Origin of the sequence: Pseudomonas cerasi (assembly GCF_027983475.1) — a bacterium.
Lineage (GTDB): Bacteria > Pseudomonadota > Gammaproteobacteria > Pseudomonadales > Pseudomonadaceae > Aquipseudomonas > Aquipseudomonas cerasi.
Window position 1 is genome coordinate 570,319 of the sequence record NZ_JAQJVM010000003.1, and the last position, 17,598, is coordinate 587,916.

Genomic DNA, 17,598 nt, shown 5'->3' on the forward strand with positions numbered 1-17,598 from the left:
ATCAACCCTCACGGCTTTGCCCGTTGAATGTGTCGCGCCAGGCCAGGAAGCGTTTTTCCAGGTTTGCCAGCAGACCGTCGCTGAGTTTGCCCAGTGTGGCCAGAACGATGATGGCTGCCAGCACGATGTCCGGGCGCGAGGTTTCGCGTCCGTCACTGAGCAGGTAGCCCAGGCCTTTGGTGGCCGCGATCAGCTCGGCGGCCACCAGAAACATCCACGACAGGCTCATGCCGTTGCGCAAACCGGTAAACAGGCCGGGCAGGGCGGCGGGCAGAAGAATGCGCCGGGTCAGGCGATAGCGGCTCAAGCCATACATCTGGCCGACTTCCACCAGCTTTCGGTCAATGCCTCGAATCGCGGCCACGCCGTTGAGGTAGACCGGAAAGAACGCGCCGATGGCAATCAGCACGATTTTCGATGTTTCGCCAATGCCCAGCCACAACAGCAGAAGCGGCACCCAAGCCAGGCTTGGAATGGAGCGAAGCCCGGCGAACGTCGGCTCCAGATACGCCTCTGCTTCACGACTGAGCCCCACCCACGCAGCAAACACCAGGGCCAGGCTCGCGCCGATCACAAAGCCGCTGAGCACACGCAACAAACTGGCACTGATGTGCTTCCACAACGCACCGTCCGCCAGATCGCGCAGGGTCAGCACGATCTCGCTGGGCGCTGGCATCTGGTAGGCAGGTAGCCAGCCGATACGGACGATAACTTCCAGCAGGACGATGATCGCCGCCGGCACCACCAGGCCCTTGAGTGGCGTTCGGTAGCGCTGCCAAAGCGTTGGTTGCGACTTGTCCGGTGTTGCCTGCGCAGGTGCAGACAACGCTTTGTCCCTGCTGGTCATGGAGTGGCGATCACGGCTTTGGAGAACTCAGGCGTGATCAGTTGATCGATGACCTGCTCGACATTGACGCCTTTGCGCACCAGATCCTCGGAAACCAGAATCGGCGCCGCTGCCTTGGACGCTTCCATGTCTTTCGCGCTCAGTTGCGGGTTGCTCAGGTCTGTGCGGGTCAATTGCAGCCTGGCGACTTCCAGCGGCAAACCCGACTCGGTCGCCAGCAGCCTGGCCAGCTCGTCAGGGTTTTTCACTGCCCATTCCCGAGCCTGCTCATAAGCGCTCAATACTGTTCTGATCGCCTGTGGATGTTCCCTGGCGTAGGTTTCCGTGACGCTCAGTACGCCATAGCTGTTGAAGTCCTTGTTGCGGTAAAGCAGGCGCGAGCCGGACTGTATTTCACTGGCCGCCATGTGCGGGTCAAGCCCTGCCCAGGCATCTACGTCGCCTTTTTCGAGTGCGATGCGTCCATCGGGATGCTGCAGGTGCAGCAACTCGACATCATCCTTTTTCAGCCCGGCCTTCTGCAGCGCGCGCAAGGTGAACAGATAAGGGTCGGTGCCTTTGGTGGCGGCTATTTTCTTGCCTTTGAGTTCGGCAACCGATTGCAGGGGAGAATCCTTGCGCACCACCAGAGCCGTCCATTCTGCCCGGCTGTAGACATACACCGATTTGATCGGGCTGCCATTGGCCCGGGCCAGCACCGCAGACAGGCTGGCCGACGATGCAAAGTCGACGCTGCCACTGTTCAGGTATTCCAGCGAGCGGTTGCTGCCCTGGCTCAACACCCAGGTGACTTTCGCCTCCGGCAGGGCTTTCTCCAGCCAGCCAAAATGCTTGAGCGCCAGGCTGACCGGCGAATAGTAGGCATAGTCCAGACGGATTTCGGCAGGTACGGCCTCGGCGGCCTGCACCGCGCCGTTGAGGCTCAACGCCAATACGCAGGTGCTGGCCATCCAGCGAATCAGCGCACGGGGAGACGGCAACCGAAAGGAAACGGAGGGTTGTGGCATAGTGGCATCCAGGTCAGGAAAACTAGAGCCGCAGCGATCGGCTGGTATATTCCAAAACAGGCAGTTCGCAGGGCGTGAAATTCAGAACAGGAATATTGCACGCTCTATGCCAAACAGCAGGGGCTTGAATTCCGGGGCTTTACGCGGTTTTTCGACGTCCGTGATGTTGATCTGACAGCGGTCTGTTGAATGGCTGTTGCGAGGCAAACAGTCGGTCTGATGACCCATCTTTCGACGATTTTTTGACATTTTCTCTGCTTGTCAGACGATTTTTTTTGCCGGTATTGCAACAGAATCGTTTTTTGACACTCTTAATCGTCCACATTCTTAATTTCGAAACATGTGCGCACTAAGATTCGCGCGTGACCCTGTTTGACTGATCCGCAGAAATTTCCAGGGCGAGCTGCACAAGCCTGCGTATTCGCACCAGCCAGATGGCTGTCCCCTTTCAAATGCGCACCGGACTCAGAAAATAATGAATATGCCGAAAATGCCTTCCATCACCCGACTTCAGCGCCGTCTTGCGTGGTGCTTCTTCCCCTCCTTGCTGGTGGCTTCGGCCCTGGCCCTGTTCACCATGGGCAAAGGCGTGCATGCAGAGCCCAAGAATGGCACCCAGACACTGGTATTCCTTCGGCATGCCGAAAAACCGGCCATGGGGTTGGGGCAACTGAACTGTCAGGGGCTCAACAGGGCGATAGAACTGTCGGAAGTCCTGCCCAGGGAATTCGGCAAGGCTGACTTCATTTTCGCTGCCAATCCGAGCCGACATGTGGAAGAGGGTGAGGGCGATCAGTCCTACAGCTACGTGCGTCCGCTGATGACGGTAGGGCCCAGCGCAATCAAACTGGGTCTGCCCGTCAACCTCGACTTTGGTGCCAACGACACCGCCGACCTGGCCGATGAGCTGATGCGGGACAAGTACCACAACGCAGTTATCTACACCGCCTGGTCGCATGGCTACCTGCCGGAGCTGATCAACAAGGTTGCTGAAGAAGCGTCCGGCAAGAGCACTAACCTGCTGGATGACTGGACGAACGATGATTTCGACTCAGTGATTGTCGTCACCCTGAAATGGGTCGATGGCAAGGCCACGCTCGATTACAAGAATCAAAAACAGGGCCTCAACAACGGCACCGAGACCTGCCCTGAGGCGACCTGATCTCGAATCGCAAGCGTTAGCCATTGAGGGACTTCATCGACTCCGCGCTATAGCGCTCGCCGGATGCCGACCCCTGAGCCGGAAAAATCGCTTCCAGCTGGGCAAGGTCATCGGTACTCAGCGTCAATGAAGCTGCGGCCACGTTGCTTTCCAGGTACTTGCGCTGTTTGGTGCCCGGGATCGGAATGATGTCCTCTCCCTGGGCAAGCACCCAGGCCAGCGCCAGTTGCGACGCGCTGATGCCTCTGGCCGTAGCCAGTGCCTTGACCTTCTCGACCAATTGCAGATTGCGATTGAAGTTTTCGCCCTGAAACCGTGGGGTGAAGCGACGATAGTCATCGGCCGCGAAATCGTCCGGGGTGCGCAATTCACCGGTCAGAAACCCCCGGCCGAGCGGACTGTAAGCCACGAAGGCAATGCCCAGGCGACGGCAGGTGGCAAGCACGCCATTCTGTTCCGGATCGCGTGACCAGAGTGAGTACTCGCTCTGCACAGCTGCCAACGGATGCACCGCGTGGGCCTTTTCGATGGTCGCTGCACTGGCTTCACAGATGCCTATGTGGCGAACCTTGCCAGCCTTGACCAGTTCGGCCATGGCGCCAACGGTGTCCTCGATGGGCACCTTTGGGTCGACGCGGTGCTGATAATAGAGATCAAGGTAATCGGTGTTCAGCCGCTTCAGACTGGCGTCGATGGACTGGCGAATGTACGCCGGGCTGCCATTGACGCCACGTGCATGCGGATCGTCGCCACGCACGATGCCGAACTTACTGGCCAGATAAATACCTTCACGCTTGCCTTCGAGGGCCCGGCCAAGCAAGGCTTCATTGGTGTGCGGGCCGTACATGTCCGCTGTATCGAAAAAGGTGACACCCAGCTCCAGTGCGCGGTGCAAGGTGGCGATGGATTCCTTTTCATCGATGCCGGTGGTGTAGAAGTCCGACATTCCCATGCAGCCGAGCCCGACGGCGGATACGTGCGGACCGAGTTGACCCAATTGGCGCGTGATCACAATGAGTGCTCCTGATCGTTGAAAGAGCCATCAAGTCTCTACGCTTTGGCTGGCGCAATAAACCTGGTGTTTCTTATTTCACCGTTGCGAAAATCCGAATAATTAACGTTCACCAAGCGCGAGAGCGTGCGGCGTCAATCCGACAAACCGTACTAGTCACAAAATCACCAGTGGAGTACAAATGTACTCCATGAGCACATTATCTCCTCGACGCAGCGCCATCCTTACCTTCATCCGCGATCGCATCGCGCAGCAGGGGCAATCACCGAGCCTGGCGGAAATTTCCGAGGCTTTCGGTTTTGCTTCGCGCAGTGTGGCGCGCAAACACATTGTGGCCCTCACCGAGGCCGGGCTGATCGAAGTCGTAGCGCATCAGGCGCGGGGCATTCGCCTGCTGAACAGTGAGCCACTCCCCGAATTGCTGGAAATTCCGGTACTGGGGCGCGTGGCGGCGGGCGCACCTATCGGGCCTGACCTCGATATACACAGCACGCTGCACCTGGACCGCAGCACCTTTACCCGTGTGCCGGACTACCTGCTGCGTGTGCAGGGTGACTCGATGATCGAGGACGGTATTCTCGATGGCGATCTGGTGGGCGTGCACCGTAACCCGCAGGCCAGTGACGGGCAGATCGTGGTTGCCCGGCTGGACGGCGAGGTGACCATCAAACGCCTGCAACGCCGAGCCGAGCAGGTGCGCCTGTTGCCGCGCAACCCGGCCTACGAGCCGATCATCGTCACGCCCGATCAGGACTTCGCCATCGAAGGTGTGTTCTGCGGGCTGGTGCGCCGCGAATGATGGGCGCGGTGGTCAGCCTGGATGCCTTGCTGGATGAGCGCAGGGTCTGGAAAGGGCGCCAGCAGAGCGCGCCACCGGTCAGCCCGCAGCCCAGTGGCCACATGTTGCTGGATGCTGCATTGCCCACCGGCGGCTGGCCTGCAGCGGCCCTGACTGAAATCCTCATTCCGGCCAATGGCAGCGGCGAACTGCGCCTGCTGTGGCCAAGCCTGGCACGGCTTTCCGCAATCGCTGAGCGCATTGTGCTGGTCGCACCGCCTTATATTCCGTACCCACAGGCCTGGCTGGCCGCCGGTGTCGATCTGCGCCAGTTGGTGGTAATCGAGGCGAGTCCCCGTGATGCCTTGTGGGCCGCCGAGCAATGCCTGCGTTCCGGCAGTTGTGGCGCGGTCGTGTGCTGGCCCGGCATGGTCGATGACCGTGCGCTGCGACGCTTGCAGGTGGCTGCCGAAACCGGGCAGACCCTGGCTTTTGCCTGTCGCCCGCAGCAGGCCGCCGCCAACCCTTCACCCGCAGCCCTGCGCATAGCTATAGATACCCGCCCGGCACAGTTGCGGGTGCTCAAATGCCGGGGCGGACTTGCGCCGCCTTTCCCCATTCCGTTCCCGACCGACGCTTGAGGTTCTTATGCTCTGGGCCTGTGTCTTGCTGCCGCAACTGGCGCTGGACGGCGTCATGCGTCGTCACGGCAACCCCGATGAACCGCTGGCGCTGATCAGCGGAAGCGCTCAACGTCGCGTGTTGCAGAGCGTCAATCCGGCTGCGCGTGCGTTGGGGCTGAAAGCCGGGCAGTCGCTGACCGCAGCACAGGCGCTGGTGCCGAACTTCACCACGATCGAGCATGACCCGGCCGATATCGAGCGTTTGCAGCAACTGCTCGCGGCCTGGGCCTACGGTTTCAGCTCCAATGTCAGTCTCAAGTACCCGCGGGTACTGCTGATGGAAATCGAATCCAGCCTCAAGCTGTTCGGCCCTTGGCCAGTGTTCGAGGCGCGTTTGCGTGAAGAGCTGACCACGCAGGGTTTCCGCCATCGCATCGTGGTCGCGCCCAACCCGATAGCCGCGCGAATGCTGGCCAACATGCATGACGGGCTGAGCATCGACTGTCCGCATGAATTGCGCCACCGTCTGGAGCAGATGCCTTTGGAACGCATCGGCCTGAGCCGCGAAACCGCTACTGCCCTGACGCGCATGGGGCTGCGTAGCGTGCGGCAGGTGTTGGCGCTGCCCCGCGATACGCTGGCACGGCGGTTTCCGGCCAGCGTGCTGCAGCATTTCGACACCTTGCTCGGCGAGCGCCCCGTGGCGCTGGAATGCTACACGCCGCCGGATTTTTTCGATGTACGCATCGAGCTGAATTTCGATGTCGAATCCCATCAGGCCCTGTTGTTTCCGCTCAAGCGGCTGATCGCCGATCTGGCCTTGTTACTGGCCGGACGCGACAGCGGTGTGCAGCGATTTTCCCTGCATCTGGAGCATGTTGAAGGTCCGGAGACTGTGGTACCCGTCGGACTGCTGAGTGCCGAGCGCGATGCTTCGATGCTGTTCGAACTGGCCCGCGGCAGGCTGGAGCAGGTGCTGGTCGCGTCGCCGGTACGTGCCGTGCGCCTGCTGGCGCGAGACTTGCCGGATTTTGTCCCGGCGCACCGTCAGTTGTTCGATGAGCGCGTGCAGCAAACCTTGCCCTGGGAGCAACTGCGCGAGCGCCTGCGGGCGCGTCTGGGCGACGAGTCGGTCAATGGCTTACGCGCTCAGGCCGATCACCGCCCTGAATGCGCCTGGCAACCGCACAGCACAAGCAAACCGGTCTTGCCGAGCAAGGGTTGTACGCGCCCGGGCTGGTTGCTGCGAGAACCCCAGCCGCTGCCACTTCATGCCACGCGCATCGTGGCGGGGCCCGAGCGAATCGAATCAGGCTGGTGGGACGGCGGCGATGTACGTCGCGACTACTATCTGGTCGAAACCTCCAGCGGCCAGCGCGCCTGGGCCTATCGCAGCGTGGGCGAGCAGGGTGAACTGCTGCTGCATGGCTGGTTCGCATGACAAGCGAATACGCCGAGCTGCATTGCCTGTCCAACTTCAGTTTTCAGCGCGGCGCCTCAAGCGCCCATGAGCTGTTCGAACGAGCCTTGCGCCACGGCTACCAGGCGCTGGCCATCACTGACGAGTGCACGCTGGCCGGTATCGTACGTGCCTGGCAGGCGTCCATCAGCACCGGCCTGCCATTGATCATCGGCAGCGAAATGCACATCGAGAACGGGCCGAAAGCCGTGCTGCTGGTGGAAAGCCAGACAGGCTATGAGGCGCTGTGCAAATTGATCACGGTGGCACGCCGCAGAGCCAGAAAAGGTGAATACCGGTTGTTGCGTGAAGATTTCGAGCCTTCGCCGGACGGGTTGCTGGCCATATGGCTGCCGGATATCGAAGGCGACGCGCAAGCCTGTCTGGCGCATGGCCGCTGGTTGCGTGAGCGCTTTGCCGAGCGCCTCTGGCTCGGCGTGGAGTTACATCGCGGCGCGGATGACGAGCAGCGTCTGGCCGCCTTGCTGGCGCTGGCTCAATCATTGGGTATCCCGGCAGTAGCCAGTGGTGATGTGCACATGCACGCACGCGGCCGGCGTGCCCTGCAGGACACCATGACTGCCATTCGCCATCACACGACCGTGGCCGAAGCAGGGCACCTGTTGTTTGCCAACGGCGAGCGCCATTTACGGCCACTGGATGCGCTTGCCGAGCATTACCCGGACTGGCTGCTGGCCGAATCGGTGCGTATTGCCCGGCGCTGCACGTTTGATCTCAAACAATTGAAATATGAATACCCGCACGAGCTGGTCCCCAAAGGCCAGACACCTACGTCGTGGCTGCGTGAACTGACCGAGCGCGGTGTCCGAAAACGCTGGCCGAAGGGGCTGACGCCAGCTACCCGTGCGCAGGTCGAGAAGGAACTGGCGCTGATCGCGGAAAAGAAGTTCGACAGCTACTTTCTGACCGTGCATGACATCGTCGAGTTTGCCCGCAGCCAGCACATCCTTTGTCAGGGACGCGGCTCGGCTGCCAACTCGGCAGTATGTTATGCGCTGGGGATCACCGAGCTGAATCCGGAAAAGAGCAATCTGCTGTTCGAGCGCTTCATCTCCAGAGAGCGCAACGAGCCACCGGACATCGACGTGGATTTCGAGCATGACCGCCGCGAAGAAGTCATTCAGTACATCTTTCGGCGCTATGGCCGGGGCCGGGCGGCGCTGACTGCTGTCGCTAGCACTTATCACGGCTCCGGCGCGATGCGTGACGTGGCCAAGGTGCTGGGCTTGCCGCCAGACCAGATCAATGCCCTGGCCGAAGCCTTCAGCCGCTGGAGCGATTCATTGCCGTCGCCTGAACGCTTGCGCGAATACGGCTTCGATGCCGACACGCCGATCCTCAAGCGCGTGCTGGCGCTGACCGGCGAACTGATCGGTTTTCCCCGGCACCTGTCGCAACACCCGGGTGGCTTCGTGATTTCCGAACACCCGCTGGACACGCTGGTGCCGGTGGAGAACGCCGCGATGGCCGACCGCACCATCATCCAGTGGGACAAGGACGATCTGGACCTGGTCGGCCTGTTGAAAGTCGACATCCTTGCACTGGGCATGCTCAGCGCCTTGCGCCGCACGTTCGATCTGGTGCATCTGCACCGGAGCAAACGCTGGACCCTGGCAAGTCTGCCGGGCGACGACCGGAAAACCTACGAAATGATCAGCCGCGCCGACACCATCGGCGTGTTTCAGATCGAGTCGCGTGCGCAGATGGCCATGCTGCCGCGCCTCAGACCGGAAAAATTCTACGACCTGGTCATCGAAGTCGCCATTGTCCGGCCAGGGCCGATCCAGGGCGATATGGTTCACCCGTACCTGCGGCGGCGCAATGGCGAAGAGGCAGTCACCTATCCGCCCAAGCTTGAATCCGTATTCAAGCGCACCCTGGGTGTGCCGCTTTTCCAGGAGCAGGTCATGGAAGTGGCCATTCTGGCCGCCGACTACACCCCGGGCGAAGCGGACGAGTTGCGCCGCGCGATGGCCGCATGGAAACGTCACGGCGGGCTGGAGCCGCATCGCGAACGGCTGCGTACGGGCATGCTGAAAAAAGGCTATGAAGCGGACTTTGCCGACCGGATTTTCGAACAGATCAAGGGTTTTGGCAGTTATGGTTTCCCCGAGTCCCACGCCGCCAGTTTCGCCTTGCTGACCTACGCCAGTTGCTGGCTCAAATGCCACGAGCCGGCGGCGTTCACCTGTGCGCTGATCAACAGTTGGCCGATGGGGTTTTACAGCCCGGATCAATTGTTACAAGACGCACGTCGCCACCACATTGAAATCCGCCCAGTGGATGTGCGCTACAGCGACTGGGATTGTTCGCTGGAGCCGCTCGATCATCCCGACCGCACACGCAATCTGGCGATTCGCCTCGGGCTGCGCATGGTCCGTGGCTTTCGTGAGGAAGATGCCTTGCGCATCGAAGTCGCGCGCGCGAAACGCCCGTTTGTCGATGCCACGGACCTGACGTTGCGCGCCGAACTGGACTCGCGCGCCGCCGAAGCACTGGCGGATTCCGGTGCCTTGCGCGGCCTGATCGGCCATCGGCACCGGGCGCGCTGGGAAGTGGCCGGGGTTGAGGCCCAGCGCCCGCTGTTCGACGACCTGCCCAGCGAAGAAACCCAAGTGATCTTGCCACTGCCGACTGTGGCCGAAGACCTGGTGGCCGACTACACAACGCTGGGCACTACCCTGGGCCCGCACCCGCTGGCCTTGCTGCGCCGGCAACTGGCTGCCAAGCGCTTTCGCAGCTCACAAGACTTGTTACACCTGGAGAACGACCGAACCCTCAGCGTGGCGGGGCTGGTCATCGGCCGTCAACGACCGGGCACCGCCAGTGGCGTGACCTTCGTGACGCTGGAAGACGAGTTCGGCATGGTCAACGTCGTGGTCTGGCGCGACCTGGCCGAGCGTCAGCGTAAGGTGCTGGTGGGCTCGCAATTGCTGCAGGTGTTCGGGCGACTGGAATCGAAAAGCGGCGTGCGGCACCTGATTGCCCAACGCCTGTACGACCTCACGCCGCTGCTCACCGGGCTGGATGTGCGCAGCCGGGATTTTCAGTGAAAGTCATATTGTTGGTTATCGCTTGATGATGGTGGTTTATGACATCCTTCATTTAATCTCTGCTAATCCGGGTTGACCCTATTAAGGTTCCAGTACCACATGAGCGAACGCGAAAATATGGAAGTGCTTCCGAGCGTAATGCGTACCCTTTGGTACGAGTCCTCAGATGGTCGAACCCATATATCTCAAGCTAACGTCCTGGCAAAAGAAGAGCCGGTAGTCATCCTTGGCGAGGCTGGCATGGGGAAGTCTCATCTACTTAAGTGGCTTGCCGATCATCCCGGATATGCGTTTTGCACTGCCCGGCAACTCATCAACCGCCGTGATCCTCAAACGATTTTGGGCACCGCTCAGACCATCGTCATTGACGCATTAGATGAGGTAAGCAGCCAGAGAGACGGCGACTCTGTTGACCTTGTTTTGCGTCGATTAGGAGAGCTCGAATACCCTCGCTTTATTCTTTCTTGTCGGGTGGCAGATTGGCGGGGCGCTACAAGTCTAGAAGCCATTCAAGAACAATACCCCAAGACCACATTGGAAATGCACTTGAATGCTTTTGATAAAGATGATTCTGAAAGGTTTTTAAGCGCTTCGGTGGGGCTAGAAGCCGCTCAGTCGATAATTGAGCATTTTAATTTTCGTCACTTAGAAGGACTGCTTGGTAATCCGCAAACCCTTGAGTTGATTGCCCGTATTGCTAGTTCGAGAAAACTTCCTGAGACGACTGGCGAACTATTCAAGCAAGCAATTGAGATTTTACGAATTGAGCATCGGAACTCCAATGCCCAAAATCAGCTACCTAGAGATGCCAGCCTCAACGGCGCAGGTGCTGCGTTCGCGTGCCTGATTTTGACCGGTAGCGAAGCCATCGTTCGACTTTCTGAAGCAAGTGCTTCTGAAGGCGAACTACAACTTGCAGACGTCTCACTCTTGCCGGGTGGAGATGTACTAAAAGAGATTCTTGGTACTAGGCTATTCAAAGCCGAGGGGGCTGATCGATTTTCTTATCTTCACCGCAGGGTGGGAGAATACTTAGGAGCCCAATGGCTGGCTAAACAGGCTAATACGCATACTAAACGCAGGCGTCTTCTTTCGTTGTTGCAAGTAAATGGGCTCGTGCCCTCCAGCCTTCGAGGGATTCATGCATGGCTTGCACTTGATCCAGCTTTGGCCAAAGATGTGATTGCTGCAGATCCAATGGGTTTGATTGAATACGGAGATGTAAGCGGGCTAACAGTTGATCAAGCAAAATGCCTAATTAGATCTTTAGAAAAATTAGCAATGGAGAACCCCAGATTTCGAGATTGGCGCCATTACGCAATGCACGGCCTTGGATTTCCAGTGCTTATAGAGGAGATTAGGCGACTGATAGTTTTCCCTCAAACACCCTTTGGTCTTCGATTGCTAATGTTGGAGGCAGTGCGGGATAGTAATATTGCAGCGGCGCTAAAGGATGACTTAAAAAAGCTCTTTTTGGATCCTGTAGCCGATTTTGCATGCAGAAAAGTTGCGGGAGAAATACTTGTTGATTTAGAGTGCGCATTATCTTGGTCTGGGATTTTATCGTCATTACGCAGCTTCGAAGATGAGCTGTCGGTTCGTTTGGCTATTGAGTTGATTGATGACATTGGTTACGAATGGATAGACAGTTGTTTGATAGCTGAGCTTGTTGTTACTTTCGCTAAAAGTGGCAGTTGTACCGTTGGTGTTCTAATGTCTCTGGAAAAAAATCTTCCAGAGTCTAGCTTGGACAGTGTGCTTGAAAGCTTGGCGGTTTTAGCGGTCTCAATGGGTAAGCATTATGAGCGTCCAGGTAATGATGTACTAACTGATTTCGTATATCACTTGGTGGCTCGCCGAATTGCTTTTGGTAATACTGATCCAAAGTTACTTTGGTGTTGGATAGAGCCGTTTCGAAGTGGTGCTGGATATGGACATGAGTCGCGGCAGAAACTTAATGAGTTTCTCTTGGTTAACAATTGTTTTCGACAAGCAGTGCAGCGCTTAGTGATATTGGAGCTAGCTGGTGATCGTGGTTCCTATCAGCAAGCTTGTAAGTTATACGAGCGTTCAAGCGGTTTCAGAGTTTCCGAATCCGACCTCATTATCTTGTTGGGGTTTCTTGATCCGTTGGACAAAAGCGACAGGCGCTGGCGGGATATTATTCAGCTCATTGCGCATGACTCTCAGAATGGCGTGCAGGTTCGTGCTCTTGCAATTCCTTTTGCGGCACATAGCTTAGAAGAAATGAGCTGGATAAAAAATCTGGCAGAACCCATTATGCCTGAATGGCAAATCCAGCAGCTAGAGGACGATCGTCAACGAGATGCTAAGCGCTTAGCGGCGCATGCTGGGCATCGAAATTACTTTGCTGCACGCATCAAAAAAATGCGCCGTGGTTCTTCAGAGGAACTCGTGGCACCTGCCCAAGCCTATCTTAACCTCTACAACGATATTGAGGACGCTCCTGCTCACGAGCGAGTAAGTCGATGGTTGGGGGATGAGATTGCCGAGTCTGTACATGAAGGGTTTGAAGCTTTTCTTATGCTTACCTCTCCAGAGCCCACTGCACAACAGATTGCGCAAAGTCATGCTAACGGCCGATTCTCTGGGACTGGTTATATTCTTATTGCTGCTCTCGCAGAAAGGTATAGAAAAAAGATAGGTGTAGAAGACTTATCTAACGAACGCCTGATGGCTGGATTATTCCAGCTTCTTCATAGTCGCGTGGATCACCATGCAGGAGTTTCGGAGCTATTTAGGTATGTCGAGACTGCCGTCCGGGATCGCGGCATATGGAATGAGGCTATGAGAATGTTTTATGAACCACAGTTGCATGAGTGTAATCAACACGCTGAAGGATTATATAGGCTTATGCGCGACCCCTTAGACTTGGAAATGAGTACAGTGTTTGCTGGGGAATGGCTTCAGCGATTTACAAATTTAGTAAGCGGTATAGAAATAGAGCTGATTGAAAGGCTGATTCGTTCGAGTCGACTTGAAATTTTAAGAGAATTACTTGGGCAACGTTTGATTTTGGCGAGCGAAGAGCGTCGCCTTAATTGGATTGCTATTGGACTAATAGTGGACTTCTCTAGCACTGCAATCTATCTCAAGACGCAGCAGATTCTTCCTGAGCTTTTTTGGTATATACGAGATAGGGTCGGCGATCGAAGCAGTAACGACGTTAGTATCTCACCACTTACAGTGGGGCAACGTGAATGGATTGTAGAAACGTTCCGCTCATCATGGCCTATGGTTGGGCGTCCGAGCGGTACGACGTCAGGTAACTCAAATGCATGGGATGCAAGCAGTTTTATTTCTAATCAAATTTCTCGAATAGGTAACTATTGCAACGAAGAAGGCGTGAGTGCGTTAGCGCGTATAAGGGATGCTAGCACAGATGGCTACTCTGAATTGATTAAGTCTGTTGTGGCGGAGCAGGCGAGAAAAATTGTAGAAAGCTTGTATAGACCGCCAACCTTGAATGCTATTGCCGCTATCATGCTTGATAACCTCCCAGCATGCATGCCGGATCTACAAGCCATTGTTATTGAAGAGCTTTTAATAGCGCAAGCAAAAATCAAAAGCGATGATGCCGAGTCTTGGCGGGGTTTTTATGATGATAGCGGAAATCCTTATGCAGAAGAGCGTTGTCGCGACCATCTTTTAGGCATACTACGTCAAGGATCGTCAGATATTTCATATGATCCTGAAACTCATGTGGCTAACGATAAAGAGGTCGATATAACCTGTTCGGCTGGTGCACTTCGTTTACCGATTGAGGTAAAGGGGCAGTGGCACGCTCAACTCTGGAAAAGCGCTGACCAGCAGCTTGATACGCTTTATACCAGTGACTGGCGTGCTGATAGTTTTGGAATATATCTGGTGCTTTGGTTTGGGGCGCAGGAAATGAAGAATAAATCCTTGCGCAGCCCCGGGAGGGAAAAGCTGTCGCCTACGACTCCTGATGAGCTCAGAGATATGCTTGCTGGCGAGAGCAGCTCCGCATGTAGTGGAAGAGTCGCCGTGGTTGTGCTGGATTTGGCACGTTCAACGGTATCCAATTAGGGGCACTCGGGAAATAGATTGGCCAAGCACATCACCTTCAAAAAAGGCATTAGGCCCGCAATTTGCAGTGTTGAACACTTTCATCCTGCCACCGAGAAGCCCTGTATGTACAAAGACTATCCAGCCGCTTACCAGGTCAGCAAAGGCGCGGCGCTGCAAGTGGACACTGCCTTTTATGAGCGCATCCGCACGAATGCGCAGCAACGCACCCTCGTCGAACAGTTCGAAGTACCGATTCGTACCGGGCGGGCCTGGAAGGTCAAGGCCGGTCAGGTGTTTCGGGTCACCACACCGGTGGGCCCGCAGGTGGGTGATTTCAATGTCTGGAACGCCAACGACCCCCGCGAGCGCCTGTGGGCTGCGCGCACGCGGCAGTTGCAGGGTGCGCATGTCAGCACCCACGATCGGCTGTGGTCGAATCTGCCGTTTTTACGGCCGCTGGTCACCATCACCGACGACAGCCTGGCCAGCTACGGAATCGACGAGCATGGTGGCCGCCTGCACGATTTGCTTGGCACACGCTGTGATCCCTACGTCAACAAGATGCTGACCGGCGAAGACTTTCATCATCACTGCCATTCGAACCTGACCCGCGCAGTATTGCCGTACGGGCTGACCGAATTCGATGTGCATGACGTGTTGAATATCTTCCAGTGCACCGGCCTGAACCATGACGACCTGTATTTCATGAAAGCCTGTCCGGCGCAGAAAGGCGACTATCTGGAGTTTTTCGCGGAAATCGACCTGCTATGCGCCTTGTCGACGTGTCCGGGTGGCGACCTGTCATTACCGATGTGGGGGCCTGATGCGCAGGACCCGCTGAGCGTCTGCCGACCGCTGGGCGTCGAGATCTACGACCTCGACGCGTCGCTGCTGGACGGCTGGCAGTCCCCCGAGCGCGCAGCTTACAACGGCCTGCATGGTCTGCAGATCGCCAAGGCCGATTGGGAGCAATAACCGCTCAGGCTGCGCGCGCCATTCTGCGCAGCCCCCAGACCATCGCCGCCCCCAGCCCGAGCATGGCCAGCAGCAGTGCCGGGTAAGCCACCCACCAGTGCAGCGGGGCGGTCATCATGCTGAATTCCGACATGCCGCCGATCCCGGCAATCAGGTTCAACGGCAAAAACACCACATTGATCAAGGTCAGCTTGCGCAGCAGGGTGTTGGTGCTGTTATTGACCAGATTGCCTCGCGCATCCATCAACCCGGCGAACACCGTGGAATAGATCTCGGCCTGTTTGTAGCACTGATCGTTCTCGATGATCATGTCGTCGATCAGCGCAAGGCTGTCGGCTGCGTATTGCCGGCCTTGCGCATGGTTGCGCAGACGCGTCAGGACCGCACCGTTGCTGTGGATGGCATTGATGTAATACACCAGACTTTCGCTGAGGTTGAACATCTGCAGCAAATGGCGGTTTTCCAGGGAAGAGTTGAATTTCTGCTGCAATTCCCGGGCGACCATCTTGATGACTTTCAAATGGCCCAGATAGTGATGAATATTGTTGAACAGTAGCTCCAGAAGGATATCCAGCGGCTGGTCCAACGGGCGGTGAGCCCCCAGCGCGCTCAAGGGTTGCTCGTCATCGCAGATCAGCACCAGCTGGTCCCGGCTCAACAGCACGCCAAAGGACGAAACGTCGAACGAGAAGCTGTCCTTGCCCGAATAGTTCTCGGGACGTTTCCAGATGACGAACAACGCATCAGGGTGAAACTCGATGCGCGAAATTTCGTCCGGGTCGAGTGCCGAGGCAACGGCATGCTCATCAAGGTGAAATCGCTCCAGCAATAATCTGCGTTCCCCGGCATCGGGTTTGCTGAACCACAGCACCTGAGCCTTTTGCGGATCACATGCCAGCAACTGGTTGTTGTCGAGTTTCAGGCCCTGAATCATCGTTTCACCATGCCTGACCGAGGCGCTTGAGCTCCAGACGGCGTACGAACTCTTCCAGCACCAGGCTGTAAAGATCATCCTGCAGATAAGCGTCTTCGATGCCGGCATCCAGGTTCGGGTTGTCGTTGACCTCGATCACCACCACGTGATCGCCTGACTGTTTCAGGTCCACGCCATACAAGCCGTCACCAATCAGGTTGGCGGTCTTGAGCGCCAGTTCGACCACGGCGCGCGGCGCTTCGTGCACCGCCAGCGTGCGGCATTCGCCAATCACCTCGGCACCGATCGCCTTGTGGTTGTAGATCTGCCAATGCCCCTTGGACATGAAGTACTGGCAGGCGAATATCGGTTTGCGATTGAGAATACCGATGCGCCAGTCGTACTCGGTGTAGAAAAACTCCTGAGCCAGCAGCAATACCGAGTGCTCGAACAGCTGGGTCGTTGCCGTGTGCATTTCCTCGGGTGTGCTGACCTTGATCACGCCTCTGGAAAAACAGCCATCGGGAATCTTCAATACCAGCGGGAAACCCAGGCGTGTGGCCACGTGTTGCAGTTCTTCCGGGCGGTCCTTGTAGAGGATTTCCGTTCGCGGCATGCCCAGATCATGGCTTTTGAGCAGGTCGGTCAGGTACACCTTATTGGTGCAGCGCAGGATCGAGGTGGAGTCATCCATGACCACCAGCCCCTCGCTTTCGGCTTTCTTGGCAAAGCGATAGGTGTGGTTGTCAACGCTGGTGGTTTCACGAATCAGCAGCGCGTCGTACTCGGCCAGTCGGGCGTAGTCTTTCTTTTCGATCAGCTCGACATCGATGCCCAGACGCTGACCGACGCGGATGAAATTGGCCAGCGCCTCAGGGTTGGAGGGCGGCAGCTGTTCCTGCGGATCATGCAGAATCGCCAGGTCGTAGCGGGCCATGCGCCGCGAACTGGGCTGGCGCCAGACGTTGCGGCTGAAGCCCTCCAGCGCCGTGGCGAACTCATCCTGCTGATCCTCGCGCAGACGCGGCAGAGCTCCGGCCTTGATACCGGCAATGTGCCAATTGTCGCGCTTGCGAAACTCCACCATCAGGATCGGGCAGGGGAAGACTTCAAACAATTGACGGGCGAGATCCTTCAACGGCTCAAGTGTGGTCTGACCGAAGTACAGTGTCAGGGTAAACCCTTCGGTGTCGTCATAGGGATGGTCCTCAAGTGCGGTCTCCAGCAACTTGTCCAGGTCATCGAGTGCCAGGCCGTAGAGTGACTTGCGGGTCAATTCGCTGATGGTCTTTACGGAGGGAATGACATTGTGCTGGCGCGCTTCGGCCAGCAGGGAACAGTAATAACCATGGCCCAAGTATTTGTAGCTGCGGCACAGGTTGATGACTTGCACACGCTTGCCTGCCGTGGCTTTCAGCGGTTTTTCCAGATAGTCCTGGGCGCTGATCAAGTCTTCGCTGGGGAAGTACGATGCCCAGTCTTCGAGCCGTTCGACAATAATCACCAGTTGCCTCTGCGCTGCAAAGAGTGTTGTGGGGTCTGCTCGTCGGGTTGTTGCTGAAAGCGCAAGTTGCGCAGATACTTCGTTCATCTTCACCTGTGCCGCTGACATGTGTAATCGATCCGATGGGAAACAAGTCCTTTCTATTAAGCATGTGCTTTTTGAAATGTCCCGTTTCGTTACACAACTTTTAC

General features: G+C 57.1%; 12 protein-coding genes. 7 read left to right on the forward strand and 5 right to left on the reverse strand.

The window, feature by feature from the left end; genetic code table 11:
* Position 1: 1 nt before the first annotated feature.
* Together PI739_RS18750 and PI739_RS18755 are read right to left on the reverse strand one after the other, a co-directional pair.
* Positions 2-847 carry an ABC transporter permease gene (locus PI739_RS18750; RefSeq protein ID WP_054081457.1) on the reverse strand — a complete coding sequence of 282 codons (846 nt, stop codon included), beginning with the start codon at positions 845-847 and terminating at the stop codon, positions 2-4.
* Positions 844-1,854: an aliphatic sulfonate ABC transporter substrate-binding protein gene (locus tag PI739_RS18755; RefSeq protein WP_054081456.1), complete on the reverse strand. Its 1,011-nt coding sequence runs from the start codon at positions 1,852-1,854 to the stop codon at positions 844-846. The genes PI739_RS18750 and PI739_RS18755 overlap by 4 nt, the downstream gene beginning before the upstream one ends.
* 475 nt (positions 1,855-2,329) lie before the next feature.
* Here PI739_RS18755 and PI739_RS18760 point away from each other — a divergent pair, with 475 nt between their 5' ends.
* A complete protein-coding gene (locus PI739_RS18760) occupies positions 2,330-3,016 on the forward strand; it encodes a hypothetical protein (RefSeq protein ID WP_032609586.1) in 687 nt (228 codons plus the stop codon).
* A gap of 16 nt (positions 3,017-3,032) precedes the next feature.
* Here the strand turns inward: PI739_RS18760 and PI739_RS18765 are convergent, their stop codons facing one another.
* Positions 3,033-4,028, reverse strand: coding sequence for an aldo/keto reductase (locus tag PI739_RS18765; RefSeq protein WP_003369523.1), 996 nt, complete (start codon positions 4,026-4,028; stop codon positions 3,033-3,035).
* A gap of 181 nt (positions 4,029-4,209) precedes the next feature.
* On the opposite strand from PI739_RS18765, the gene lexA reads away from it, so the two are divergent.
* The 6 genes from lexA (at position 4,210) to PI739_RS18795 (ending at position 14,990) form a co-directional block, all read left to right on the forward strand.
* Positions 4,210-4,827 (forward strand): transcriptional repressor LexA, encoded by a 618-nt coding sequence (gene lexA, locus PI739_RS18770; protein WP_032609584.1) that lies wholly within the window; start codon positions 4,210-4,212, stop codon positions 4,825-4,827.
* Positions 4,827-5,447, forward strand: coding sequence for a translesion DNA synthesis-associated protein ImuA (gene imuA, locus PI739_RS18775; RefSeq protein WP_003434071.1), 621 nt, complete (start codon positions 4,827-4,829; stop codon positions 5,445-5,447). The genes lexA and imuA overlap by 1 nt, the downstream gene beginning before the upstream one ends.
* A 7-nt stretch (positions 5,448-5,454) precedes the next feature.
* Positions 5,455-6,870 (forward strand): Y-family DNA polymerase, encoded by a 1,416-nt coding sequence (locus PI739_RS18780; protein WP_271352093.1) that lies wholly within the window; start codon positions 5,455-5,457, stop codon positions 6,868-6,870.
* Positions 6,867-9,962 (forward strand): error-prone DNA polymerase, encoded by a 3,096-nt coding sequence (locus PI739_RS18785; RefSeq protein ID WP_054081454.1) that lies wholly within the window; start codon positions 6,867-6,869, stop codon positions 9,960-9,962. The genes PI739_RS18780 and PI739_RS18785 overlap by 4 nt, the downstream gene beginning before the upstream one ends.
* Positions 9,963-10,061: 99 nt before the next feature.
* Entirely contained in the window at positions 10,062-14,033 is a 3,972-nt protein-coding gene (locus PI739_RS18790) for an NACHT domain-containing antiphage protein EruA (protein WP_230081987.1), read from the forward strand.
* 105 nt (positions 14,034-14,138) lie between these two features.
* Positions 14,139-14,990, forward strand: a complete 852-nt coding sequence (locus PI739_RS18795) for an urea carboxylase-associated family protein (RefSeq protein ID WP_271352094.1) — start codon at positions 14,139-14,141, stop codon at positions 14,988-14,990.
* Between the two features lie 4 nt (positions 14,991-14,994).
* Here PI739_RS18795 and PI739_RS18800 read toward each other — a convergent pair whose 3' ends face one another.
* Together PI739_RS18800 and PI739_RS18805 are read right to left on the reverse strand one after the other, a co-directional pair.
* Positions 14,995-15,924, reverse strand: a complete 930-nt coding sequence (locus PI739_RS18800; RefSeq protein ID WP_054081452.1) for a magnesium transporter CorA family protein — start codon at positions 15,922-15,924, stop codon at positions 14,995-14,997.
* Positions 15,925-15,928: 4 nt separating this feature from the next.
* Positions 15,929-17,515, reverse strand: coding sequence for a RimK family alpha-L-glutamate ligase (locus PI739_RS18805; RefSeq protein WP_003369538.1), 1,587 nt, complete (start codon positions 17,513-17,515; stop codon positions 15,929-15,931).
* Positions 17,516-17,598 lie beyond the last annotated feature (83 nt).

Excerpts from the sequence above, each read along its gene's own strand:
- PI739_RS18790 (WP_230081987.1), top strand. The coding sequence starts at position 10,062 with ATGAGCGAACGCGAAAATATGGAAGTGCTTCCGAGCGTAATGCGTACC.
- lexA (WP_032609584.1), top strand. The coding sequence starts at position 4,210 with ATGTACTCCATGAGCACATTATCTCCTCGACGCAGCGCCATCCTTACC.
- PI739_RS18755 (WP_054081456.1), bottom strand. The coding sequence starts at position 1,854 with ATGCCACAACCCTCCGTTTCCTTTCGGTTGCCGTCTCCCCGTGCGCTG.
- PI739_RS18785 (WP_054081454.1), top strand. The coding sequence starts at position 6,867 with ATGACAAGCGAATACGCCGAGCTGCATTGCCTGTCCAACTTCAGTTTT.
- PI739_RS18760 (WP_032609586.1), top strand. The coding sequence starts at position 2,330 with ATGAATATGCCGAAAATGCCTTCCATCACCCGACTTCAGCGCCGTCTT.
- PI739_RS18795 (WP_271352094.1), top strand. The coding sequence starts at position 14,139 with ATGTACAAAGACTATCCAGCCGCTTACCAGGTCAGCAAAGGCGCGGCG.
- PI739_RS18780 (WP_271352093.1), top strand. The coding sequence starts at position 5,455 with ATGCTCTGGGCCTGTGTCTTGCTGCCGCAACTGGCGCTGGACGGCGTC.
- PI739_RS18800 (WP_054081452.1), bottom strand. The coding sequence starts at position 15,924 with ATGATTCAGGGCCTGAAACTCGACAACAACCAGTTGCTGGCATGTGAT.
- PI739_RS18750 (WP_054081457.1), bottom strand. The coding sequence starts at position 847 with ATGACCAGCAGGGACAAAGCGTTGTCTGCACCTGCGCAGGCAACACCG.
- PI739_RS18805 (WP_003369538.1), bottom strand. The coding sequence starts at position 17,515 with ATGTCAGCGGCACAGGTGAAGATGAACGAAGTATCTGCGCAACTTGCG.
- imuA (WP_003434071.1), top strand. The coding sequence starts at position 4,827 with ATGGGCGCGGTGGTCAGCCTGGATGCCTTGCTGGATGAGCGCAGGGTC.